18 protein-coding genes are annotated in these 22,691 nt (G+C 73.6%); 13 read left to right on the plus strand and 5 right to left on the minus strand.

Annotation, left to right across the window (positions count from 1 at the left end):
- Positions 1-385 precede the first annotated feature (385 nt).
- Complete coding sequence (locus ACZ6B1_RS20135) at positions 386-1,165, plus strand: tetratricopeptide repeat protein (RefSeq protein ID WP_468780871.1); 780 nt, start codon at positions 386-388, stop codon at positions 1,163-1,165.
- Positions 1,166-1,228: 63 nt separating this feature from the next.
- Here the strand turns inward: ACZ6B1_RS20135 and ACZ6B1_RS20140 are convergent, their stop codons facing one another.
- Positions 1,229-2,512, minus strand: coding sequence for a DUF1015 domain-containing protein (locus tag ACZ6B1_RS20140; RefSeq protein WP_468780156.1), 1,284 nt, complete (start codon positions 2,510-2,512; stop codon positions 1,229-1,231).
- Between the two features lie 72 nt (positions 2,513-2,584).
- Here ACZ6B1_RS20140 and ACZ6B1_RS20145 point away from each other — a divergent pair, with 72 nt between their 5' ends.
- From ACZ6B1_RS20145 to ACZ6B1_RS20160, 4 genes are all read left to right on the plus strand, one after another.
- On the plus strand, positions 2,585-3,610 hold the full coding sequence (locus ACZ6B1_RS20145) for an HAD-IIA family hydrolase (RefSeq protein WP_468780158.1): 1,026 nt from the start codon (positions 2,585-2,587) through the stop codon (positions 3,608-3,610).
- A gap of 156 nt (positions 3,611-3,766) precedes the next feature.
- Positions 3,767-4,810, plus strand: coding sequence for a FecCD family ABC transporter permease (locus tag ACZ6B1_RS20150; protein ID WP_468780160.1), 1,044 nt, complete (start codon positions 3,767-3,769; stop codon positions 4,808-4,810).
- 11 nt (positions 4,811-4,821) lie between these two features.
- Positions 4,822-5,853, plus strand: coding sequence for a FecCD family ABC transporter permease (locus ACZ6B1_RS20155; RefSeq protein WP_468780162.1), 1,032 nt, complete (start codon positions 4,822-4,824; stop codon positions 5,851-5,853).
- Positions 5,850-6,716: an ABC transporter ATP-binding protein gene (locus ACZ6B1_RS20160; protein WP_468780164.1), complete on the plus strand. Its 867-nt coding sequence runs from the start codon at positions 5,850-5,852 to the stop codon at positions 6,714-6,716. The genes ACZ6B1_RS20155 and ACZ6B1_RS20160 overlap by 4 nt, the downstream gene beginning before the upstream one ends.
- Here the strand turns inward: ACZ6B1_RS20160 and ACZ6B1_RS20165 are convergent.
- The gene (locus ACZ6B1_RS20165) at positions 6,700-7,047 is read right to left on the minus strand and encodes a sterol-binding protein (protein ID WP_468780166.1); all 348 of its coding nucleotides are present in this window, start codon (positions 7,045-7,047) and stop codon (positions 6,700-6,702) included. The two genes, ACZ6B1_RS20160 and ACZ6B1_RS20165, sit on opposite strands and share 17 nt — an antisense overlap.
- Before the next feature lie 147 nt (positions 7,048-7,194).
- Between ACZ6B1_RS20165 and ACZ6B1_RS20170 the strand changes: the two genes are divergently transcribed.
- The 5 genes from ACZ6B1_RS20170 to ACZ6B1_RS20190 all read left to right on the plus strand — a co-directional run bounded on the left by ACZ6B1_RS20170 (position 7,195) and on the right by ACZ6B1_RS20190 (position 12,493).
- A complete protein-coding gene (locus ACZ6B1_RS20170) occupies positions 7,195-7,533 on the plus strand; it encodes a hypothetical protein (RefSeq protein ID WP_468780872.1) in 339 nt (112 codons plus the stop codon).
- 7 nt (positions 7,534-7,540) lie between these two features.
- Complete coding sequence (locus ACZ6B1_RS20175; protein WP_468780168.1) at positions 7,541-8,356, plus strand: TlyA family RNA methyltransferase; 816 nt, start codon at positions 7,541-7,543, stop codon at positions 8,354-8,356.
- Positions 8,353-9,261 carry an NAD kinase gene (locus ACZ6B1_RS20180; RefSeq protein ID WP_468780170.1) on the plus strand — a complete coding sequence of 303 codons (909 nt, stop codon included), beginning with the start codon at positions 8,353-8,355 and terminating at the stop codon, positions 9,259-9,261. The genes ACZ6B1_RS20175 and ACZ6B1_RS20180 overlap by 4 nt, the downstream gene beginning before the upstream one ends.
- A 98-nt stretch (positions 9,262-9,359) precedes the next feature.
- Positions 9,360-11,102: a DNA repair protein RecN gene (recN, locus tag ACZ6B1_RS20185; RefSeq protein ID WP_468780172.1), complete on the plus strand. Its 1,743-nt coding sequence runs from the start codon at positions 9,360-9,362 to the stop codon at positions 11,100-11,102.
- Between the two features lie 254 nt (positions 11,103-11,356).
- The gene (locus tag ACZ6B1_RS20190; protein ID WP_468780174.1) at positions 11,357-12,493 is read left to right on the plus strand and encodes a glycosyltransferase family 4 protein; all 1,137 of its coding nucleotides are present in this window, start codon (positions 11,357-11,359) and stop codon (positions 12,491-12,493) included.
- On the opposite strand, the gene ACZ6B1_RS20195 is transcribed toward ACZ6B1_RS20190, so the two are convergent.
- The 3 genes from ACZ6B1_RS20195 to ACZ6B1_RS20205 all read right to left on the minus strand — a co-directional run bounded on the left by ACZ6B1_RS20195 (position 12,490) and on the right by ACZ6B1_RS20205 (position 17,444).
- A complete protein-coding gene (locus tag ACZ6B1_RS20195) occupies positions 12,490-14,139 on the minus strand; it encodes a PucR family transcriptional regulator (RefSeq protein WP_468780176.1) in 1,650 nt (549 codons plus the stop codon). The two genes, ACZ6B1_RS20190 and ACZ6B1_RS20195, sit on opposite strands and share 4 nt — an antisense overlap.
- Positions 14,140-14,188: 49 nt before the next feature.
- Complete coding sequence (locus ACZ6B1_RS20200; RefSeq protein WP_468780178.1) at positions 14,189-15,571, minus strand: FAD-binding oxidoreductase; 1,383 nt, start codon at positions 15,569-15,571, stop codon at positions 14,189-14,191.
- 70 nt (positions 15,572-15,641) lie between these two features.
- Positions 15,642-17,444, minus strand: coding sequence for a glycoside hydrolase family 15 protein (locus tag ACZ6B1_RS20205; protein ID WP_468780874.1), 1,803 nt, complete (start codon positions 17,442-17,444; stop codon positions 15,642-15,644).
- A 553-nt stretch (positions 17,445-17,997) separates the two neighbouring features.
- Between ACZ6B1_RS20205 and ACZ6B1_RS20210 the strand changes: the two genes are divergently transcribed.
- The 3 genes from ACZ6B1_RS20210 (at position 17,998) to ACZ6B1_RS20220 (ending at position 22,668) form a co-directional block, all read left to right on the plus strand.
- Positions 17,998-19,647 (plus strand): CTP synthase, encoded by a 1,650-nt coding sequence (locus ACZ6B1_RS20210; protein ID WP_468780180.1) that lies wholly within the window; start codon positions 17,998-18,000, stop codon positions 19,645-19,647.
- An 83-nt stretch (positions 19,648-19,730) separates the two neighbouring features.
- On the plus strand, positions 19,731-20,357 hold the full coding sequence (locus tag ACZ6B1_RS20215) for an NUDIX domain-containing protein (RefSeq protein ID WP_468780182.1): 627 nt from the start codon (positions 19,731-19,733) through the stop codon (positions 20,355-20,357).
- Positions 20,358-20,601: 244 nt separating this feature from the next.
- Positions 20,602-22,668 carry a tetratricopeptide repeat protein gene (locus tag ACZ6B1_RS20220; RefSeq protein WP_468780183.1) on the plus strand — a complete coding sequence of 689 codons (2,067 nt, stop codon included), beginning with the start codon at positions 20,602-20,604 and terminating at the stop codon, positions 22,666-22,668.
- Positions 22,669-22,691 lie beyond the last annotated feature (23 nt).

Raw genomic sequence — 22,691 nt, forward strand, 5'->3', positions numbered from 1 at the left:
GCGCGACGACCGCGACCGCGGGCCGCGCAGGGACGACCGCGGTGACCGCGGCTTCCGCCGTGACGACCGCGGTGGCTTCCGTCGTGACGACGACCGGCGTGACGACCGGCGGGACGACCGCGGTGGCTTCCGTCGTGACGACGACCGGCGTGACGACCGCCGCAGCGACGACCGGGGCGGCTTCCGCCGGGACGACAACCGGGGCGATCGGGGCGGCTTCCGTGGCCGGGACGACCGGGGCGCCCGTGGGCCGCGCCGGGACGACCGGGGCGGCCGGCCCGGCGGCTTCCGGGGACGTGACGGGCGCGACGACCGCCGGGACGACCGGCGTGGTGGCGGCCGTTTCCGGGACGAGCGCGACCGGGACCGCGAGCCGATCAAGCGGCTGCCTATCCCGGAGGACGTCACCGGTGACGAGATCGACAAGGACGTCCGGCAGGAGCTGCAGAGCCTGCCCAAGACGCTCGCGGAGGACGTCGCCAAGAACCTGGTGATGGTCGCGCGGCTCATCGACGAGGACCCCGAGGGTGCCTACGGCTACTCCCGGGTGGCCCTGCGGCTGGCCTCCCGGGTCGCCGCCGTGCGTGAGGCCGCCGGCTTCGCCGCGTACGCCAACCAGAAGTACAGCGAGGCTCTCGGCGAGTTCCGGGCCGCGCGGCGGATGACCGGCACCGTGGAGCTGTGGCCCGTCATGGCCGACTGCGAGCGCGGCCTCGGCCGCCCGGAGAAGGCCCTCGACATGGCCGGCGCCCCCGAGGTGCACAAGCTGGACAAGGCCGGTCAGGTCGAGATGCGGCTCGTGGCGGCCGGCGCCCGGCGCGACATGGGCCAATTGGACGCGGCCATCGTGACCCTGCAGAGCCCCGAGCTGGCCTCCAACTCGGTCCAGGCCTGGACCGCGCGCCTGCGCTACGCCTACGCCGACGCGCTGCTGGCGGCCGGCCGGGAGAGCGAGGCGCGGGAGTGGTTCGCGAAGGCCGTGGAAGCCGACCGAGACGGCAGCACGGACGCCTCCGACCGGCTCGCCGAGCTGGACGGCGTCGAGTTCGTCGACGCGCTCGACGAGAGCGACGGTGCCGCCGACCAGGCCGACCAGGCCGACCAGGCCGACGACGAGGGCCGTGACGAGCAGTCGGACGAGGAGTCGGACGAGGACAAGGACTGACGTCCGAAGAAGGTGAAAGGGCGGGACCCCGGGGTCCCGCCCTTTCGCATGTCCGGGGCCGGGTCAGAGCTCCAGCGCGCGCAGCACCAGTCCCGACGCCGGCTTCGGGCCGAAGGACGTGGACTTGCGGGGCATCTTCACGCCCTGCCGGGCCAGTTCGCGTACGACCTCCTCGCGAACCGGGTGCAGCAGGACGGCCGTGCTGCCGTCCTGCTCGGCCTTCGCGACGGTGGCCGCCGTGTCATGGATGTAGGCGATGTGGGCGGGGGAGTCCTCGGGGACGTGCCAGACGTGCTCGAGGAGCGTGGCGTGCAGGACGGTGGCGTCCAGGGATCGCCAGGCGGCCGGGCGGTCGGCGGGGATCGTCCGGTCCAGGAGGCCTGCGTCCGGGCGGTCGAGCAGGTGGAAGGCGCCGTCACCGGCCAGCAGGAAGGCGTTGCCCGCGCAGGCCGCGTCCGCCAGCACCTCCTGCGCCTTGGCCAGCGGCACGTCGAGGCGCCGTACCCGGAACAGCCCGTCCAGGGCCGCCAGCGCGTCCCTGACGGGCAGTCCGTGCAGCAGGCGGTGGATGGCGCGGACGCGGAGCGGGTAGCGGGCGGTGTCGACCAGCAGGACCAGACCGTGGTCCCAGGGGCTGGGCGAGGGGTGTTCCGCGCGCAGCCGCAGGTAGGTGGCCCAGCGATGGTGGCCGTCGGCGATGAGGGCCTGGTGCTGCGCCAGGTCGGACTGGATGCCGGCCAGGTCGGCGGGGGCGGTGACCGACCACAGGCGGTGGTGGAAACCGTCCTCGGTGGTCGTCGCCAGCAGCGGAGGGCCGGTCACCGTGCGCTCGACGACCTCGGCCGCCGTGCCGTTGCCGTGGTAGGTCAGCAGCAGCGGCTCGAGGTTGGCGCGGGTGGCGCGCATCAGGGCGGCGCGGTCCGCGACGACCGGGGGCATGACGTCCTCGTGCGGCAGCACCACGCCCTCGGCAGGGGCGGAGACGCGCAGGGCGCCGATGACACCGCGCTGGAGCATGCCGTCGCCGTCCCGCTGCTCGTACACGTACAGAGCGGGATCCGGATCGGGGGCCAGCACGCCTTCGGCGAGCCAGCGGCGCAGGGTGTCCGCAGCCTGTTCGTTCCGGGCGTCAGGGGTACCTGCCTGGGGGAGGATCAGCCGGACGATGTTGTGCGGGTCGGCGGACTCGAGGTGGTGCAGGCCGTCGGGGCGTACGACGACGTCGTACGGGGGAGAGGTGACGGAGGCCAGGCTGCCGACCCGGTCGGGGTCGTAACGAAGGCCTCGGAACGGGGTCAGTTCCAGGCCTCGGCGCACCGTTGCTTCCGAGTGACCTGCTGTGTTCATCCCGGCATCGTACGTGTGTCAGTGGGGTGGGGGATGATCGGGGGAAAGACGGTCGAACGAGGAGCGATTGCAATGAGCCAGGGCGTCAGGACGAGGCCCGAGGGCAGTGGGCAGCCCCTGAGCGAGGCGTACGACACGGCGCTGCTCGATCTGGACGGGGTGGTGTACGCGGGCGGGAACGCGATCGCGCACGCCGTCGACTCGCTGGAGCGGGCCCGAGCGGGCGGCATGCATTTGGCATACGTCACCAACAACGCCCTACGGACACCGGACGTCGTGGCGGACCATCTGACGGAGCTGGGGATACCGACCGGCGCGGACGACGTCATCACCTCGGCGCAGGCGGTCGCCCGGCTGATCAGCGAGCAGGTGCCGGCCGGCGCCCGGGTGCTGGTGATCGGCGGTGAGGGGCTGCGGGTGGCGCTGCGCGAACGCGGTCTGACGCCGGTGGAGTCGGCGGACGACGACCCGGCGGCGGTGGTGCAGGGGTACGGCGGCCCGGATCTGACGTGGTCCCGGTTCGCGGAGGCCTCGTACGCGGTGGCGAGGGGCGTGCCGTGGTTCGCGTCCAACACCGACCTGACCATTCCGAGCGGACGCGGGATCGCGCCGGGCAACGGCGCGGCCGTGGAGGTCGTACGGATCGCGACGGGCGCGGAGCCGCAGGTCGCGGGCAAGCCGCTGCCGCCCATGCACCGGGAGACGATCCTGCGGACGGGCGCCGAGCGGCCGCTGGTGGTCGGGGACCGGCTGGACACCGACATCGAGGGCGCGTTCAACGGCGGCGTGGACTCACTGCTGGTGCTGACCGGTGTCACGGACGGCCCCCAGCTGCTGGCCGCGCCGCCGCGGCACCGGCCGACGTACGTGGACGCCGATCTGCGCGGGCTGCTCACAGGGCAGCCGGAAATCACCCGTGAGGGTGACGGTTTCCGGTGCGGAGGGTGGACGGCGACCGCGGCCGACCGACTGGAGCTCGAAGGCGACGGCGAGGCCCTGGACGGACTGCGAGCGCTGTGCGCGGCGGCCTGGACGGCGGCCGGGGACGGCTCCTGCGAGCTGGACGGGGAGAAGGCGCTGGCGCGGCTGGGACTCTGACGGCCAGACGGTGCCCGGTCGCCCAGGCGGTGACCGGGCACCGGGCGGAGCCGGGCCTGTCACCGGGTTCCGGGGCGGCGTTCCCGGGCACCCGGCTCCAGTCCCGCGGAGAAGGCGGCATCGAGATCCTATGGGAGGGTAGGCTAACCTAACCTCGTGTTGGTCGACAGTCCTCCGGAACCGCGCGCGGGCACCGCCCCCGCGCCCCCAACCCGCCGGGCGGTGAGGGCCCTTGGGCTCCTGCTCTCGGTCGTGATCCTGGTGCTCGTCGCCCTGGCGAGCATCGCGGTCGGCGCGAAAGCGCTGTCGCCGGACCAGGTCTGGCACGGCGTCTTCCACAGCACGGGGACCTACGGCGACGTCGTCGTCGACGAGCGGATGTCGCGCACGATCCTCGGTCTGCTGGCCGGTGCCGCGCTCGGCCTGTCCGGCGGGGTGCTGCAGGCACTGACCCGCAATCCGCTGGCCGACCCCGGGCTGCTCGGCATCAACGCCGGCGCCTCCGCCGCCGTCGTCACGGCGCTCACCTTCTTCGGTGTCACCAGCCTCACCGGCTACGTGTGGTTCGCGTTCGGCGGCGCCGCGGCGGTCGGCGCCCTGGTGTGGTTCCTCGGCGGCAGCCGGGGCGCCACCCCGGTCCGGCTGGCGCTCGCCGGCACGGCGATCAGCGCCGCGCTGTACGGCTATCTCCAGGCCGTGATGATCATGGATGGCGCGGCGCTGGGCAAGATGCGCTTCTGGACGGTGGGTTCGCTGGCCTCGGCCACGGACTCGACCATCGCGCAGGTGCTGCCGTTCCTCGGGGCCGGCACCCTGCTGGCGCTCGGGCTCGCCCGGCCGCTGAACGCCATGGCGATGGGCGACGACACCGCCCGCGCCCTCGGTGCGAACCTCCACCGCACCCGGGCCCTCGCCATGCTCGCGGCCACGGTGCTCTCCGGTGCCGCGACCGCCGCCTGCGGGCCGATCATGTTCGTCGGCCTGATGGTGCCGCACGTCGTGCGGTCCTTCACCGGCCCCGACCTGCGCTGGATCCTGCCCTACGCGACCGTTCTGTCGCCCGTGCTGCTGCTCGGCGCCGACGTCCTCGGCCGGGTGGTCGCCCGGCCCGCGGAACTCCAGGTCGGCATCGTCACCGCGCTCATCGGCGGCCCGGTCTTCATCTTTCTCGTACGACGGCGGAGGACGGCCCAGCTGTGAGGACCCGACGGATGAGCCGTGCCGTGCGCACCCCCGGGGGGCTGTCCCTGCGCCTGGACGTCCGCGCGCTGATCGTCGTCGCCCTGCTGGTGCTCGCCGCCTGCGCCGCGGGCGTGGCGCTGATCGGCACCGGAGACGCCAGGATCCCGGCGGCCGACGTCCTCAGGACGCTGGCCGGCGACGGCACCGCGTACCAGGACTTCATCGTCAACGAACTGCGGCTGCCGCGCGTGCTGGTGGGGCTGCTGGTGGGCGCCTCGCTCGGCCTCGGCGGCGCCCTGTTCCAGGCGGTCTCCCGCAACCCGCTCGGCAGCCCCGACGTGCTCGGCCTGTCCCAGGGCTCGACGGCGGGCGCGCTGGTCGTGATCGTGCTGATGTCCGGCAGCGCCGCCCAGGTCACCGCGGGCGCGCTGGCCGGCGGACTGGTGACCGGGTTCGCCATCTACCTGCTCGCCTGGAAGCAGGGCGTGCACGGGTACCGGCTGGTTCTGGTCGGCATCGGGGTCTCCGCGATCGTCACCGCCGTCAACGGCTATCTGCTCACCAAGGCCGACCTGGTCGACGCGACCCGCGCGGTGGTGTGGATGACCGGGTCGCTCAACGGCCGCGACTGGGAGCAGGTCTGGCCGCTGCTGTGGCTGTGCGCCGTCCTCGTGCCGCTGGTCCTCGCGAACGCGCGGGGGCTGAGGATGATGGAGATGGGCGACGACGTCGCGAACGCCCTCGGGGTACGGGTGCAGCGCGTCCGGCTGGTGCTGATGGTGTCCGCCGTGCTGCTCACCGCGGCCGCCACCGCCGCCGCCGGGCCCGTCAGCTTCGTGGCGCTCACCGCGCCGCAGCTCGCCCGGCGCCTGACCCGCTCGCCGGGCCCCAACCTGCTGCCCTCCCTCTGCATGGGCGCCGCCCTGCTGGTCACCGCCGACTGGGCCGCACAGCGTGCCTTCGGCGCAGACCAGCTGCCGGTGGGCGTGGTCACCGGCGTGCTCGGCGGCTGCTATCTGCTGTGGCTGCTGGTCGCCGAGCGCAGGGCGGGCCGGATATGAGCGGCACGAAGGGCGGGCCGGACCCGCGCGGCGCGCACCCGAACACCCGAAGGAGCACTGTGAACCGCCTGTCCGCCGAGAACGTCACCCTCGCCTACGACCAGCGCGTCATCGCCGAAGAGCTGTCGGTGGAGATCCCCGACAACTCCTTCACGGTGATCGTCGGCCCGAACGCGTGCGGCAAGTCGACGCTGCTGCGGGCGCTGTCGCGGATGCTCAGGCCCAGTCAGGGCCGGGTGCTGCTGGACGGGCAGGTCATCCAGTCGATGCCGGCCAAGAAGGTCGCCCGGACGCTCGGCCTGCTGCCGCAGTCGTCCATCGCGCCCGACGGCATCACGGTCGCCGACCTCGTCGGCCGCGGCCGCTACCCGCACCAGGGCATCCTGCGCCAGTGGTCCGCCGAGGACGGACGGGTGGTCCAGGAGTCCATGGCGCAGACCGGGGTCGCCGAACTGGCCGACCGGTACGTGGACGAGCTGTCCGGCGGTCAGCGCCAGCGCGTCTGGATCGCCATGGCCCTCGCCCAGCAGACTCCGCTGCTGCTCCTGGACGAGCCGACCACCTACCTGGACATCCAGCACCAGATCGACGTCCTCGACCTGTGCGCGGAGCTGCACGAGACGCGGGGGCGGACGCTGGTGGCCGTGCTGCACGACCTCAACCACGCGGCCCGCTACGCCACCCACCTCATCGCCCTGCGCGGCGGCGAGGTGATCGCCGAGGGCGCGCCGAACGACATCGTCACGGCCGAACTGGTCGAGGAGGTCTTCGGGCTGCGCTGCCAGATCATCGACGATCCCGAGACCGGGACGCCGCTGGTGGTCCCGGCGGCCCGCAGGGCACGGCTCACAGCAGCTTCCTGAGCCGGAACAGGTCCAGCAGACTCGCGTCGAGGCGTACCCGGCCCCGGCCCCAGGCGGTCGCGAAGTTCAGTTCGCCGCCGACCAGCCCCACCAGGTCGTCGCCCGCCATGGCGAGCCTGATCTGCGCCCTCTCGCGGGGCGGCCCGGGGTGCGTGGTGTCGACCTCGATCCGGCCGTCCGTCATCCGGCCCACGAAGGTGACGTCGAGGTCGGTGATGTGGCAGCTCACCGAGCGGTCCAGGGCGGCGGCCGCCCGGACGTCGCCCTCGGCGCCCTGCATGTTGTCCGAGAGCTTTCCCAGCGCGGTGCGGCACTCCTCGATCGTGGCCATGGCCACCGACGGTACCCCAGCGGTTCGGGGTAGCGTCTGGGCATGAGCGAGTCCGTGCCCGAGGCCCCGGCAGAGGCCGTGGCGGAGGCCGAAACCGAGACCGTGCCCGTGGCCCGTCCCGCGACCGGGCCGACGGCCGACACCAACGTGTCCGGGGCCGATCCCACGAGCGGGCCGACGGCGAATACCGCCACACCCGGGGCCGATCCCGCGACCGGCCCGACGGCCGAACCCGGCCCCGGGTACGCCCCCGAGCCCGAGGACGACCCCGCGGCCCCCGCGCCCCTGGGTGTCCCGCGGGCCCCCACCGGCAACGCCGACGTCGACGCGCAGCTCCAGCGGCTGGCCGACGCCGACCACCTCGCCACCGACGGCCACGTGGAGGTGTACGAGGATGTACACAGGGGGCTGCGCGACGCGCTCACCGCGCTCGACGCGCGCCCCGGACCCCCGGTCCCCGTACCGCCGTACCAACACAGGAGCTGAACCGAACGTGGCAGGAGTCGCACGCCGTCGTCTGGACGCGGAGCTGGTCCGCCGGAAGCTGGCGCGCTCGCGTGAGCACGCCAGCCAGCTGATCGCCGCCGGACGGGTCACCGTCGGCAGGACCGTGGCGACCAAGCCGGCCACGCAGGTGGAGACGGCGGCGGCGATCGTGGTCCAGACCGACGAGAGCGACCCCGACTACGTCTCCCGGGGCGGCCACAAGCTCGCCGGCGCGTTCGAGGCCTTCGTACCGCTGGGCCTCGAAGTCCAGGGCCGGTGCGCGCTGGACGCCGGCGCGTCCACCGGCGGCTTCACCGACGTCCTGCTGCGCGCGGGCGCCGCGCACGTCGTCGCCGTGGACGTCGGATACGGCCAACTTGCCTGGGCCCTGCAGAACGATGAACGCGTCACCGTCAAGGACCGTACGAACGTACGCGAGTTGACGCTCGAGGCGATCGATGGGGAACCTGTGGATCTTGTCGTGGGTGATCTGTCCTTCATTCCGCTCGGACTGGTGCTGCCCGCCCTGAAGCGGTGCGTGAAGCCGGACGCCGACCTGGTGATGATGGTCAAGCCGCAGTTCGAGGTGGGGAAGGAACGGCTGGGCAGCGGGGGAGTCGTACGGAGTCCGCAGCTGCGGGCGGAGGCCGTGCGCGGGGTGGCCGACAAGGCCTGGGAACTGGGACTCGGCGTGCGGGGGGTCACCGCGAGTCCGCTGCCCGGACCGTCGGGCAATGTCGAGTACTTTCTGTGGCTGCGGTCCGGCGCTCCCCGCCTGGACCCGGCCGAAGTCGACCGAGCAGTGGCGGAGGGGCCGCGTTGACACAGAACCGAGCGCGTACTGTTTTCCTGCTTGCCCACACCGGGCGGCCCGCGGCCATCCGCAGTGCGGAGCTGGTGGTCAAGGGGCTGCTGCGGCACGGCATCGGGGTACGGGTGCTGGAGGAGGAGGCGCGCGACCTGCCGCTCCCGGACGAGGTGGGACTCGTCAAGGAGGCCACCCCGCAGTGCCTCGACGGATGCGAACTGCTCATCGTCCTCGGCGGTGACGGGACCCTGCTGCGCGGCGCCGAGTTCGCCCGGGCCTCGGGGGTGCCGATGCTCGGCGTCAACCTCGGACGGGTCGGATTCCTGGCCGAGGCCGAGCGGGACGACCTGGACCGGGTCGTCGACCGGGTGGTGGCACGCTCCTACGAGGTCGAGGAGCGGATGACGATCGACGTCGTCGTGCACCGCAACGGCGACATCGTGCACACCGACTGGGCGCTGAACGAGGCCGCCGTGCAGAAGGCCGGCGCGGAGAAGATGCTCGAGGTGGTCCTCGAGATCGACGGGCGGCCGGTCACGGCGTTCGGCTGCGACGGGATGGTGCTGTCGACGCCCACCGGATCCACCGCGTACGCCTTCTCCGCCGGCGGGCCCGTGGTGTGGCCCGAGGTCGAGGCACTGCTGATGGTGCCGATCAGCGCGCACGCTCTGTTCGCCAAACCGCTGGTCACCTCGCCGGACTCGGTGCTCGCGGTGGAGGTGCTGCCGCACATTCCGCCGGGTGTGCTGTGGTGCGACGGGCGGCGGACCATCGAGCTGCCGCCAGGGGCGCGGGTGGAGGTGCGGCGCGGCGCCGTGCCGGTACGGCTGGCCCGGCTGCACCACGCCTCGTTCACGGACCGGCTGGTCGCGAAGTTCGCGCTGCCGACCACCGGCTGGCGGGGCGCGCCGCACCAGTAGCCGGCCCGGCCCGCGGGCCGCTGCCGCCGGGCCCCGCGGGGAGCCACTCGCCAGGGTGACACGGGCGGGCCATGTGCGCTCCCCGCCCCGGACCTCGTATGGTCTGTTCCGTGTTGGAGGAGATGCGGATACGGTCGCTCGGGGTCATCGACGATGCCGTGGTCGAGCTGTCACCGGGGTTCACCGCCGTCACCGGCGAGACGGGTGCGGGCAAGACCATGGTGGTCACCAGCCTGGGACTGCTGCTCGGCGGGCGCGCGGACCCGGCGCTGGTGCGGATCGGTGCCGGGAAGGCGGTCGTGGAGGGGCGGATCGCCGTGCCCTCGGACGCCACCGCCGTCGTACGCGCCGAGGAGGCAGGGGCCGAGCTGGACGACGGCGCCCTGCTGATCAGCCGTACCGTCTCCGCCGAGGGCCGCTCACGGGCGCACCTGGGCGGGCGCAGCGTGCCGGTGGGGCTGCTCGCCGAGCTCGCCGACGACCTGGTCGCCGTGCACGGCCAGACCGACCAGCAGGGGCTGCTGAAGCTCACCCGGCAGCGGCAGGCACTGGACCGGTACGCCGGGGACGCCGTCGCCGTGCCGCTCGCCAAGTACACCGAGGCCTACCGGCGGCTGCGGGCCGTCTCCGCCGAGCTGGAGGAGATCGTCACGCGCGGGCGTGAGCGCGCCCAGGAAGCCGACATGCTCCGGTACGGGCTCGAGGAGATCGCCGGTGTGGAGCCCCGGGCCGGGGAGGACGCGGAGCTGGCCGAGGAGGCGGAGCGGCTGGGGCACGCCGAGGCCCTGTCGTCCGCCGCGAGCGCCGCGCACGCCGCTCTCGCGGGCAACCCCGAGGACCCCGAGGGGATCGACGCCGCGACCCTCGTCGCGGGCGCGCACCGGGCCCTGGAGGCCGTCCGCTCGCACGACCCGGCGCTCGCCGCCCTCGCCGAACGGATCGGTGAGGTCGGCATCCTGCTCGCCGACGTGGCCGGAGAGCTGGCCGGATACGCCGACGACCTGGACGCCGACCCGCTGCGGCTGGCCGCCGTGGAAGAGCGCCGGGCCGCCCTCGGCACGCTGACCCGCAAGTACGGCGACGACGTGGGCGCCGTCCTCGCCTGGGCCGAGCAGAGCGCCGCGCGGCTCACCGAGCTGGAGGGCGACGACGAGCGGACCGGCGAGCTGACCGCCGAGCGGGACGCCCTGCGCACCGAACTGGGCGGACTCGCCCAGGCCCTGACGGACGCCCGGACGGAGGCCGCCGAGCGGTTCGCCGCCGCCGTGACCGCCGAGCTGGCCTCGCTGGCGATGCCCCACGCGCGCGTGTCCTTCGACATCCGGCAGACCGAGGATCCGGACGGCGTCGAGGTCGGCGGCCGGTCCGTCGCCTACGGCCCGGCCGGCGCGGACGAGGTCGAACTGCTGCTCGCCCCGCACCCGGGTGCCCCGCCCCGGCCCATCGCCAGGGGCGCGTCCGGAGGTGAGCTGTCCCGCGTGATGCTGGCCGTGGAGGTCGTCTTCGCGGGCACGGACCCGGTGCCGACGTACCTCTTCGACGAGGTGGACGCCGGTGTCGGCGGCAAGGCCGCGGTGGAGATCGGCCGGCGGCTGGCGAAGCTGGCCAGGACCGCGCAGGTCGTCGTGGTCACCCACCTGCCCCAGGTCGCCGCCTTCGCCGACCGCCAGCTCCTGGTCGAGAAGACCGACGACGGCACGGTGACCCGCTCCGGCGTCAAGGTCCTGGAGGGCGAGGAACGGGTCCGCGAACTCTCCCGCATGCTGGCCGGCCAGGAAGACTCGGAGACGGCCCGCGCCCACGCGGAGGAACTCCTGGCGACGGCCCGCGCCGACCTCTAGAGCTCCTGTTCGGATCCGGTGGGGCCCACGGCCTCTGCTCACCCGTGTGGGTGAACGTGCTCCGGCGTGGTGCTCCGGGTCGCCGTGGTGTGCGCCTCCTCGGGTTTCGCCGGAACGGCCGTACGGCCTGGCATGCTTGGTGGTGGAGGCGGTCCACGCGGGAGGCGCGCGGTACGTCCTTTCGGTCTTCCCGGCCCGCTACCTTCGGTACGTTTTCTCGTGATGCCCGCCCCGAATCAGGAGCCCCCGGCCCCGTGAGCCCCGTGAGCAGCAACGCACCGCACGGCCAGTCGCCGCTGCGCACCGTGCAGGTGCTGGGCGGGGGCAACGCCGGCAGCAGCGCGCACGTACGCTCCCTGGCCGAGGGGCTCGTCGCCCGGGGCGTGCGGGTCACGGTGTGCGCCCCCGTCGAGGCCGACCACGCCTACGACTTCACCGGGACCGGCGCCGACCATGTGCACGTGCCGCGCAGCAGCGACCCGGCCTCCGTGGCCGCGCTCCGGGCCGCCTGCGCCGGCGCCGACCTCGTGCACGCCCACGGTCTGCACGCCTCCTTCCGTGCCGCGCTCGCGCTCAGCGGGCGCGGCACCCCGCTGGTGGTCACCTGGCACAACCGGGCCCGGGCGGAGGGCGCGCGGGCGCATCTGCTGCGACTGCTGGAGCGGCGCGTGGTACGCACCGCCGCCGTCGTGCTCGGCACCACCTCCGACCTGGTGGACCGGGCCCGCCGCACCGGGGCGCGGGACGCCCGGCTCGCGGCCGTGGCCCTGCCCGGCCGGCGCCGTCGCGCCGACCACGACGACACCGACCAGGGGCGGCCCAAACTCCGCGCCGAACTCGGCGCCACCGGACGCCCGTTGCTCATGGCCGTCGGCTCCCTCGACCGGCAGCGCGGCTACGACGTCCTGCTGGACGCGGCCCGCGCCTGGCGCGGCCTCGACCCCGCCCCGCTGGTCGTCGTGGCGGGGGAGGGGCCGCTGCGTCCCGAACTCCAGCGGCGGATCGAGGACGAGGAGCTGCCGGTACGGCTCGTCGGGCGCCGCGACGACGTGCCCGAGCTGCTCGCGGCCGCCGATCTGGCGCTGCTGACCAGCAGGTGGGAGTCCCGCTCCGTCCTCGCGCAGGAGGCGCTGCAGGCGGGTGTGCCACTCGTCGCGACCCGTGTCGGTGGCGTCCCGGACCTCGTCGGCGAGGCGGCCGAACTGGTTCCGTACGGCGACGCGGAGGCCCTCGCGGCCACCGTCGTCCGGCTCCTCGCCGACCCCGGACGCCGTGAACTGCTGCGCGAGCGGGGCCCCCGGCAGGCCGCGACCTGGCCGACCGAGGACGAGACCGTCGCCCAGGTCCTCAGCGTCTACGACGAACTCACCCAGCCCAGACCCCTTTCCTAAGGCGTGTGCCGGCGGGCGCGCAGCGCCAGGCTCAGGGCCAGTACCGTCTGCGGGTCGTCGAGGTCGGTGCCCAGCAGCTCGCCGATGCGGGCGAGGCGGTTGTACAGGGTCTGCCGGTTGAGGTGCAGTTCGCGGGCGGTCTCGGCCTTGCGGCCCGCGTGCGCCAGATAGGTCTCCAGAGTGGGCAGCAGCGGCGGCTTGGAGCGGTGGTCGTGGTCGCGCAGCGGACCGATCGCGCGGTCCACGAACGCCGCCAGGTCCGGGTGGTCGCGCAGCCGCCACAGCAGCAGGTCGATGTCGAGGCGGCGGGCGTCGTACCAGGGCCGGTCGGTCAGGCCCTGCGCAGCCGTCGCCGTCTCCGCCGCGTGCCGGAGCCCGGCCGACGCGGCCGCCCAGCCGCCGGCCACCCCCACGACGACGACCGGCGGGGCCGCGCCCGGCCGCCGCATCCCGGCCCGCTCCACGCCCGCCCGCAGCGCCGCCGCCACCCGGTCCGCGACCGCCGGCCGCTCCGACTCCGCGCGCAGCCCCAGCAGGACCAGAACCCGCCCCTCGACCGGCCGGACACCCAGCAGCACCGGCACCCCCACCGAGGCCAGTTCCTCGGAGACCGCGCGCGCCAGCACCGCCCAGCCCCCGGACGGGGACAGGGAGTCCCCGACCCGCATCACCACCGGCAGCAGCGGGCTGCCGCCCGGCTTGAACCCGAGGACACGGGCCTGCGCCGGGGCGTCCTCCGCCGTGATCCGGCCCTCCGCCAGGTCGGTGAGGAAGTCGCCCCGGCCGCGCGCGGCCAGCTCCTCCTCCTGCCGGGCCTGCATCAGCACCACGGCCAGGATGCCCGCCGCCCGCTCCGCGGCCATCCGGTGCACCGGGGCCAGCGGCGAGCGGACCGGCAACAGCACCAGCCGGGCCCGCACCGACCCCGGCCCCGCCCCGGGGCCACCGCCGGGAACGTCCACGAGCACCGAACCGGCCGGCGGCGGCGCGTCCTTGTGCGGGCCGCGCAGCCCCTCCCACACCTGCAGCGGGTCGGCGCCCTCCGGCCCCGACCCGGCGGCGTACAGCAGCCGGCCGTCCGCCGTCTCCAGGAAGACCGGGTTGGCGCAGAAGTCGGCCAGGATGCCGAGCACTTGAGGCACCCCGCCACCGCCCAGCAGCGCCTCCGTGCACCGCCGGTGCACCTCCTCGGCGCGCTGCACCAGCGCGTAGTGGCCGTTGACGATCTCGGTGTGGATCTCCTCGGTGACCGTCACGAACGGCACCTCGCGATGGAGCTGGACCAGCGGCAGCCCGGTGGAGCGGGCGGTGTCCACCAGTGCCGCGGGCAGCCGGGTGAACCGCGGCCCCAGCTCCACCACCAGCGCGGCGATCCCCCGCTCGGCGAGGGTGCGCACGAACGCCCGCTGCTCGGCCGGCCGGGTACCGAGCCCGTAGCCGGTGGTGAGCAGCAGCTCGCCGCCCTTGAGCAGCGAGGCGATGTTCGGCACCTCGCCCGCGTGCACCCAGCGCACGGTGCGCCCCAGCCGGTCGCCGCCCGCCAGGATCTCGGGCAGTCCGCTGCGCAGGCCCGGCAGCTCCAGCGCCCGCCGAACGGTGATCCCGGCGCCCTGAGTGGCGAGTCTGCTCTCCGTACCGCTGTCCATGCAGCGGACGCTACCTGCGCAAACGACCGGACGACAGCGTGTGTCCCCGCTACACCGGCCGGATGTTGTGGTTGAAGCGGAACACGTTGTCGGGGTCGTAGGCCCGCTTCACCTTCTCCAGCCGCAGCAGGTTCCCCTCGCCGAGTCCCGCCCTGACCCGGTCCCGGCCCTCGTCCCCGATGAAGTTCAGGTAGACGGCGCCCGTGCTCCACGGCCGGACGTCGGCGCGGACCCCGCGCACCCAGGCGACCGCCCGCTCGTCGTCGGCCGGGTCCTGCCAGATGGCGAAGGGGTGCACCGCCCAGGGCGCGTCCCGGTAGGGCACCGGGTACTCGTGCGGGCCGGCGGCGATCGCGCCGCCCTGCGGGAACAGCAGGTGCTGGGTGCTGGTCGGCACCGGCATGCTCTCCGCGCGGGCGCAGTAGACGTCCACCAGTTCGTCGGGCAGACCGGTCACGTACTCCGCCGACCAGTAGTTCCGCTGTCCGGGCGGGTCGTCCAGCATGCACTGGACGTCGGCGTACGGCATCGCGCCGGCGATCTCCGCCTCGTGGGGCAGCGCCAGCAGGGGCTCGGCGAGCTTGCGCAGGTCGTCCTCGCCGCCGGCGTAGGTCAGCAGCGCCACGCACACCAGCTTGCCCACCAGCTCCGCCGGTACGAACTCCTCGGGCGGGCCGGTCAGATACAGCACCGCGCCGCTCACCTCGTCGGGACCGGTGGTGACGATCTCGCGGAAGATGCGGACCACGTCCTGGCCCAGTTGCGGCAGGTAGAGCAGCAGGGCGATGGAGAACTCGGGCAGTTCGTGCAGCCGCAGGGTGAGGGCGGTGGCGACGCCGAAGTTGCCGCCGCCGCCGTGCAGGGCCCAGAACAGCTCCGGGTTCTCGTCGGCGCTCGCGTGCACCCGCTCGGCGTCCGCGGTCACCAGCTCCACGCCGAGCAGGTTGTCGGCGGCGTAGCCGAAGGCGCGGTCCAGCCAGCCGGTGCCGCCGCCGAGGACGAAGCCGCCGACACCGGTGGTCGAGGCCCGGCCGCCGGTGGTGGCGAGGCCGTGCGGCTGGGTGGCCCGGTCCAGATGGCTCATCGTGGCGCCGCCCTCCACCCGGACCGCCTCGGCCGCCGGGTCCACGGTCACCCCGTGCATCCGGCGCAGGTCCACCACCACGGCGCCGTCGCCCAGGGCGGTGCCGGCCACGCTGTGCCCGCCGCCGCGCACCGCGACCGGCAGGTCCAGGTCCCGGGCGAAGCGCACGGCGCGGACCACGTCGGCCGGGCCGGCGCACTGGGCGATCACGGCCGGCCGCCGGTCGATCATCGCGTTGAAGACGGCGCGGGCCTCGTCGTAGCCCGGGTCCGAGGGGGCGAACACGTCGCCGGCCAGATCTTCGCGCAGCGCGGCGAGGGCCGCGCCCGCCTTCGAAGGGGAAGCCATGGCCGCCCCCTTCCGCTTAGGGGCAATGGTCCGCTTCTCAGCCTAGGCGGGCCCGCTCGCCCGGTCGCGCTCAGCCGCCGTACGCCCCGGAGGCCGTCAGCCGCAGTGCGGTGTCGATCAGCGGCACATGGCTGAACGCCTGCGGGAAGTTGCCGACCTGGCGCTGCAGTCGCGGGTCCCACTCCTCGGCGAGCAGCCCGAGGTCGTTGCGGAGCCCGAGGAGCTTCTCGAACAGCTTCCTGGCCTCGTCCACGCGGCCGATCATCGCCAGGTCGTCCGCCATCCAGAACGAGCAGGCGAGGAAGGCCCCTTCGTCACCGGGAAGGCCGTCGACACCCTCGTCCTTGCCCTCGGTGGGGTAGCGCAGGATGAAGCCGTCCGAGGTGGACAGCTCGCGCTGGATCGCCTCGATGGTGCCGATCACCCGCTTGTCGTCCGGCGGCAGGAAGCCCATCTGCGGGATCAGCAGCAGGGAGGCGTCCAGCTCCTGGGAGCCGTAGGACTGGGTGAAGGTGTTGCGCTCCTTGTCGTAGCCCTTCTCGCACACGTCCCGGTGGATGTCGTCGCGCAGTTCCTTCCAGCGCTCCAGCGGGCCGTCCGCGTCACCGGACTCGATCAGCTTGATCGTGCGGTCCACCGCCACCCAGGCCATCACCTTGGAGTGCACGAAGTGCCGGCGCGGACCGCGCACCTCCCAGATGCCCTCGTCCGGCTCCTGCCAGTGGTCCTCCAGGTAGCGGATCAGCTTCAGCTGGAGCAGGGACGCGTAGTCGTTGCGGGCCAGACCCGTCATGTGGGCCAGGTGCAGGGCCTCGGTGACCTCGCCGTACACGTCGAGTTGGAGCTGGTGCGCGGCGCCGTTGCCGACCCGGACCGGGGCCGAGTGCTCGTAGCCCGGCAGCCAGTCCAGCTCGGCCTCGCCCAGCTCGCGCTCGCCCGCGATGCCGTACATGATCTGCAGGTTCTCGGGGTCACCGGCGACCGCGCGCAGCAGCCACTCGCGCCAGGCGCGGGCCTCCTCGCGGTAGCCGGTGCGCAGCAGCGAGGACAGGGTGATCGCCGCGTCGCGCAGCCAGGTGTAGCGGTAGTCCCAGTTGCGGACGCCGCCGATGTCCTCGGGCAGGGAGGTGGTGGGGGCCGCGACGATGCCGCCGGTGGGGGCGTAGGTCAGCGCCTTCAGGGTGATCAGCGAGCGGACCACCGCCTCGCGGTACGGACCGTGGTACGTACAGTGCTCGACCCACTCGCGCCAGAAGGTCTCCGTCGCCTCCAGCGACTGCTCCGGCTCCGGAAGAGCGGGCGGCTCCTTGTGCGAAGGCTCCCAGGAGATGGTGAACGCGATCCGGTCACCCGGGGCGACGGTGAAGTCGGCGTAGGTCGTCAGCGCCTTGCCGTAGGTCTCGGCCTCCGTGTCGAACCACACCGAGTCGGGTCCCGCGACCGCCACCGTGCGGCCCTCGTGCTTGTGCACCCAGGGCACGACCCGGCCGTAGGAGAACCGCATCCTGAGCGCCGAGCGCATCGGCACCCGGCCGGTGACACCCTCCACGATCCGGATCAGCTGCGGGGCGCCGTCACGCGGGGGCATGAAATCGGTCACGCGCACGGTGCCGCGCGGGGTGTCCCACTCGGACTCCAGGATCAGCGAGTCGCCCCGGTAGCTGCGCCGGGCGGCCGTGGGCGGCTGCGAGTCGGCCGCGTGCGCCGGGCCGAGCCGCCAGAAGCCGTGCTCCTCGGTGCCCAGCAGGCCGGCGAAGATGGCATGCGAGTCGAAGCGGGGCAGGCACAGCCAGTCGACTGTGCCGTCCCGGCAGACCAGGGCAGCGGTCTGCATGTCTCCGATGAGTGCGTAGTCTTCGATGCGCCCGGCCACGTGCAACTCCAGTCGAACGGCCACGTCACCCCCGCGCAGGGGGGCTGTCGCTAGTGCGGTCAAGGGGTCGTTTGTTGTGCGTCGTTGAGCGGTGAAGCAAAGCAGCCCGCCGAGCCCTGGGGCAAAACGACAGTCCTTGCTCAACGAACTGCCGCGCTCTCGTTGTTCCGGGTGCTGCGGGCGGGGGTGTGCCGTCGTTCCGGACGGGCTCGGCAGGTGAGTGTCCGAGCAGGATACGACGCACGTAGATGATCTGCGTGCCGCTCCCGGCAACCCGTGTGGGCCGAACGAGTGAGCAGCGGGTGATGAGCATGTGACGAATGAGCGCGTGTGTATACGGGTGTGCCGGGCGGCGCTCCCGAATCGGACCGCTGTGTGCCGGACCGGCCGCGGAGCGTGGCCGGGAGCCATCTCGTCCGGGCGCTGTTACGCTGGTAGCCCGTGGACCGGTGGGAGACGAACCCCCGAACCGCAGCGACGGCGACCCCCGGAGACTCCGGACCGGCGGCCGTACCGCACGACAGACAGCGACCACGGGAGCCCCCTCTTGGCCATGACGCCCAAATCCACGACGACCAAGCACATCTTCGTCACCGGGGGTGTCGCCTCCTCGCTCGGCAAGGGCCTCACCGCCTCCAGCCTGGGCATGCTGCTCAAGGCCCGCGGCCTGCGCGTCGTGATGCAGAAGCTCGACCCGTACCTCAACGTCGACCCGGGCACGATGAACCCCTTCCAGCACGGTGAGGTGTTCGTCACCAACGACGGCGCCGAGACCGACCTGGACATCGGCCACTACGAGCGCTTCCTCGACCGGGACCTGGACGGATCCGCCAACGTCACCACCGGTCAGGTCTACTCGACCGTGATCGCCAAGGAGCGGCGCGGTGAGTACCTGGGCGACACCGTGCAGGTCATCCCGCACATCACCAACGAGATCAAGCACCGCATCCGCCGCATGGCGACGGACGAGGTCGACGTGGTGATCACCGAGGTCGGCGGCACGGTCGGCGACATCGAGTCGCTGCCGTTCCTGGAGACCGTGCGCCAGGTCCGCCACGAGGTCGGCCGGGACAACGTCTTCGTCGTCCACATCTCGCTGCTGCCCTACATCGGCCCCTCCGGCGAGCTGAAGACCAAGCCGACCCAGCACTCCGTGGCCGCCCTGCGCAACATCGGTATCCAGCCGGACGCCATCGTGCTGCGCTGCGACCGCGAGGTGCCGACCGCCATCAAGCGCAAGATCTCGCTGATGTGCGACGTCGACGAGGCCGCCGTCGTGGCCTGCCCGGACGCCCGGTCGATCTACGACATCCCGAAGGTCGTGCACTCCGAGGGCCTGGACGCCTACGTCGTGCGCAAGCTCGACCTGCCCTTCCGGGACGTCGACTGGACGACCTGGGACGACCTGCTGGACCGCGTCCACAACCCCGACCACGAGATCACCCTCGCCCTGGTCGGCAAGTACATCGACCTGCCCGACGCCTATCTGTCGGTCACCGAGGCGCTGCGCGCCGGCGGGTTCGCCAACAAGGCCCGCGTCAAGATCAAGTGGGTCACCTCCGACGACTGCAAGACCCCGGCCGGCGCCAAGGCGCAGCTCGGCGACGTCGACGGCATCTGCATTCCGGGCGGCTTCGGCGACCGCGGTGTGCTCGGCAAGGTCGGCGCCATCCGCTTCGCCCGCGAGAACAGGATCCCGCTGCTGGGCCTCTGCCTGGGCCTGCAGTGCATCGTGATCGAGGCCGCTCGCAGCCTGGCCGACATCCCGGACGCCAACTCCACCGAGTTCGACCCGGCCACCGCCCACCCGGTCATCTCCACGATGGCCGAGCAGATGGACATCGTCGCCGGTGAGGGCGACATGGGCGGCACCATGCGGCTCGGCATGTACCCGGCGAAGCTGGCCGAGGGCTCCATCGTCCGCGAGGTGTACGACGACCGGGAGTACGTCGAGGAGCGGCACCGCCACCGCTACGAGGTGAACAACGCCTACCGCGCGGAGCTGGAGAAGAAGGCCGGCATCCTCTTCTCGGGCACCTCGCCGGACGGCAAGCTCGTGGAGTACGTGGAGTACCCGCGCGACGTCCACCCCTACCTGGTCGCCACGCAGGCGCACCCCGAGCTGCGCTCGCGGCCGACCCGTCCGCACCCGCTCTTCGCCGGGCTGGTGAAGGCCTCGGTCGAGCGGAAGATCTCGAAGTAACACAACAGTTGTACGGTGGCCGGGGCGCGTCCATTCAGATGGATCGCGCCCCGGCCGCTCGCGCACGTGTGGAAGGACAGGGCATGACGATCAAGGACACCCCCGCGGAGTGGGAGATCCGGGCGACGGAGACCCCCTTCACGGGCAACAAGACCTCCGTGCGCACGGACGAGGTCGTCATGCCCGACGGCTCGGTGGTCCGCCGCGACTACCAGGTGCACCCCGGCTCGGTCGCCGTCCTCGCCCTGGACGAGGAGGACCGGGTGCTGCTCATCAACCAGTACCGGCACCCGGTGCGGCACAAGCTCTGGGAGATCCCGGCCGGCCTGCTCGACGTGCCGGGCGAGAACCCGCTGCACGCCGCCCAGCGCGAGCTGTACGAGGAGGCGCACGTCAAGGCCGAGGACTGGCGGGTGCTGACCGACGTGTACACCACCCCCGGCGGCTGCGACGAGGCCGTACGGATCTTCCTCGCCCGTGATCTCTCGGAGGCCGAGGGCGAGCGGTTCGAGGCGGAGCACGAGGAGACCGACATGGAGCACGCGCGCGTGCCGGTCGACGAGCTGGTGCGCCGGGTGCTCGCGGGCGACGTGCACAACAACTGCCTCGTGGTGGGCGTCCTCTCGCTGGTCGCCGCCCGGGGCGGGGACGGACTGGACGGGCTCCGTCCGGCCGACGCGCCCTGGCCCGCGCGCCCCTTCGAGTCCTGAGCCCCGAGTCCCGGTGAGGCCCCGCGGCCGTCTTCGGACGCGCTCGCCGGGGCCCCCGGACCTGCCCCGTCCGGGGGCACGGTCCCACCCGTCCGCGCATTGGTGTGACGATCGCCTGATCCGATCGGGGGATGCGCCGCCGCGCTCACACCGGAACGTCGCAGAGCGTGAACTAGGCTCTGGAAATGCCTGTTCCGGGAGGACCCGGCGGGCTTGCGCGTGCGGTGGGACGGGAGTGTGGCCCGTGACGGATCAGGCGGTGGACACAGACGGCGCGCGGCTGCCCGCGCATCCGCCCGCGGAGGACCATTTCCTGGGCCGCACGCGGGAGTTGAAGGGACTGCGCGCCGACATCGAGCGGGCGGGCCTGGACACCCTCTCCGGCCGCAAGGCACCCCGCGCGCGCGTGCTCCTCATCGCGGGACGCCCCGGCTCCGGCCGGACCGCCCTGGCCGCGGAACTCGCCCGGCAGGTCGCCGAGCGTTACCCCGACGGAGTGCTGCGGGCCCGGCTCAGCGAGCCCGGCGGCACCCCCGTACCGGTCGCACGCACCGCCCGCGAACTGCTCGCCGCGCTCGGCGTGCCGGCTCCCGCCGGGGCCGCCGAGGACGAGCTGACCGAGGTGCTGCGCACCGCCCTCGCCGGCAAACGGGCGCTGCTCCTGCTGGACGACGCGGCCGGCGCCGAGCAGGTCGACGCGCTGCTCCCGGACGCCCCCGACTGCCTGGTCGTCGCCGTCGCAGGCGGCCCGCTCACCGGCATCGCCGACGTCCGCCCCTGCACCCTGGGCGGCCTCGACACCAAGTCGGCGGTGGAGCTCCTCACCCGCTACACCGGCTCGGTCCGCATCACCGTCGACCCGCGCTCCGCCGAGAGCCTCGCCGAGGCCTGCCAGGGCCAGCCGGCCGCGCTCACCCTGGCCGGCGGCTGGCTCGCCTCCCGGCCCCAGGCCGCCGTCTCCGACCTCGCCAAACGGCTGCACGCTGACGCCGACGACGGCACCGAGGGCACCCCGCTGGCCCGGGTCCTCCGGCTCGTCCACGACCAGCTCCCCGGCCAGGCCGCCCGGATACTGCGCCTGCTGTGCCTGGCCCCGGCCGGCCTGGTCGACCCGCACACCGCCTCCGCCCTGGCCGGCTGCTCGGTGGACACCGCCGGCGCCGCGCTGGAGGAGTTCGTCGCGCTCGGCCTGCTGCGCGCGGTGGACTCCCCGCTGCCCGAGTACGCCGTCCCCGGCTGTCTGCACCCGCTGCTGCGCGCCCGCGCCGAGAGCCAGGAGCGCCCCGGGGAGCTCCAGCTCGCCCGGGCCCGGATGCTGGAGCGCAACGTACGGCTGCTGCAGTCCTGCCGGGTGATCACCGAGACGGACAGCCCGCAGGCCCGGGAGAAGCTGCGGGAGATGCCCCCGGCGCTGCGCTTCCCCACGCCCCGCGCGGCCGCCGAGTGGCTGCGCGTGCGCAGGCCCGCCCTGCTGGCCGCCACCCGCATGGCCGTCGCCGACGGTGAGCTGGACACCCTCGCCCGCCGGCTGATGTCCCAGTTGGTCAGGGCCATGGCGGCGCACTTCGGCGCGCAGGCGGCCGCACCCGACCTGTACGAGGTCCACGGTCTCGTCCTCGACGTCGCCGGGCGGCGCGGGCTGCACCGGGAGCGGGCCGCCGCCCTGCTCAACCTCGGTGACGTGGACGCGCAGACCGGCCGTACCAGGGACGCGCTGGCGCGCTACCGGGCCGCGCTGGACGCCGGACGCGAGGCGAACGACCCGTACGCGACCGGCCGCGCGATGGAATCCGTAGGTGGCGCCCACCAGGAGCTGGGGGACTACGACCGGGCCGCGGACTGGTTCGGCCGGGCGCTGGCCGAGCGGCTGGCCCGCGGTGAGCGCGCGCAGGCCGCCCGGCTGTACGGCCGTACGGGCACCGCCCACACCTACGCGGGCCGCTACGGAGAGGCGCTCAGGAACTGGCGCGCGGCCGCCGCCGGGTACCGCAAGGAGGGCGATGTGGCCGCCCACGCGCGGGCGTTGAGCGAGGTGGCCCGGGTGCAGGAGTACGCCGGGCGGCCCGAGGAGTCGCTGCACACCTGCCGGGAGGCGGTGGACTGGGCACGACGCGCCCAGGACGCCCGGCTGCAGGCCGCGCTGCAGCTCAGGCTGGCCGACACCCTGGACCGGCTCGGCGACCCCGCGGCCGCCCATCTGCACCGGGCCGCGGCCGAGCGCATGCTGGGTAACGGGGCGCAGGAGGACGACGTCCTGCCGGAATACGGCGATGATGCCTGCGAAATCCGTACTGCCGCGAGCGAAGATTGATGCAATGAAAGGCTAGACAGCCG

It is taken from the genome of Streptomyces sp. NPDC041129 (assembly GCF_055592265.1).